Here is a 1,292-nt window from a genome sequence, read left to right as displayed (position 1 = left end):
GCAGCGCGGCGGTCTCGACGCGGCGCACTTCACCACCGATTGGTGGCGGCTGGTGCGCCGGATCGTGCTGGGCCGGCGCGCCCGGGAGGACGACTCGATCACCGATCGGCTGTGGCGGCTGCGCGCGGCGGGCAACTGGTCCTATGCCGCGCTTCCGCATCGTCGCCTGCGCGAGCGCTTCTACGAACAACTCTACGACTACGTGCAGACGGCCGAAACCGACAGCCTCGCAGGCGCATTGGCGCAACTGCCGGCCGCAGGGGCGGTCGATCCGGTCGGCCAGATCCCGCATTGGCTGTTCGCCTTCGACGCTGCCGGTATGGCGACCCTGCGCGCCCTCGCCGTCCTGTCCACCCATCCCGAGCACCTGTCCCGTGCGCGGCTGGACGCGCACGAGCCCGAGCGCGCCATGCCGCGGCCCTATCTGCGGGCCTGTGTTCTGGAGTCGGTACGGCTGTGGCCGACCACCCCCGCGGTGTTGCGCGACACCACCGAGGACACCGAATGGGGCCGCGGCGCCGAGCGGTTCACCGTGGAAGCCGGTGCGGGCCTGCTGATTCCGGTGCCTGCCTTCCACCGCGACCCCGACCTCCTGCCGTTCGCGCACAGCTTCGACCCCGATATCTGGCTCGACGGGCGCGCCGAGCGGTATCCGCAGCTGGTGCCGTTCAGTGCCGGGCCCGCCCGATGCCCCGGTCGCGATCTGGTCCTGTTCCTCACCACGAGCCTGCTGGCGCATCTGATCGACGAACTGGATCTCGAGCTGCGCTCGCACCCGCAGCCCACCCCCGCGGCGGCGCTGCCGATCACCTTCGACAACTTCCGCATCGACTTCACCGCGCGGGCCCGCGCGCTCCAAGCGGCGCAGTCGCATTCGCCGGGAGGGAGGTGACGGTCATGCGTGTGGTCGTGGTCGGCGCCACCGGAAACGTCGGTACCGCGGTGGTCTCCGCGCTGGCGCGGCGTCCCGAGATCGACGCGATCGTCGGATTGGCCCGGCGGCTGCCGCGGCAACCGATCGACGGAGTGCGGTGGGCGCGTGCCGACATACGCTGCGACGATCTGCTCACCGAATTCCGCGGCGCCGATGTGGTGGTCCATCTCGCGTGGTTGTTCCAGCCGACGCATCGGCCGCTCGAGACCTGGCGCGCGAACGTACAGGGCACCGAACGCGTACTGCGCGCGGTCGCGCAGGCCGGTGTTCCGTCGCTGGTGTACGCGTCGTCGGTCGGCGCGTATTCCCCTGCGCACCACGATGATCCCGTCGGCGAGGACTGGCCCACGGAGGGCTG

General features: G+C 71.1%; 2 protein-coding genes. Both read left to right on the top strand.

What is annotated here, in order from left to right:
* Window positions 1-892: cytochrome P450 (locus tag A5780_RS01000; protein WP_156769324.1), on the top strand; the 892-nt coding region annotated here is incomplete at its 5' end.
* Window positions 893-897: 5 nt separating this feature from the next.
* Window positions 898-1,292 (top strand): NAD-dependent epimerase/dehydratase family protein (locus tag A5780_RS00995; RefSeq protein WP_156769323.1); only part of this gene is annotated, 395 nt, incomplete at its 3' end.

Source organism: Nocardia sp. 852002-20019_SCH5090214 (assembly GCF_001665865.1).
Classification (GTDB): Bacteria; Actinomycetota; Actinomycetes; order Mycobacteriales; family Mycobacteriaceae; genus Nocardia; species Nocardia nova.
This window is presented reverse-complemented; position numbering and strand designations above follow the sequence as displayed.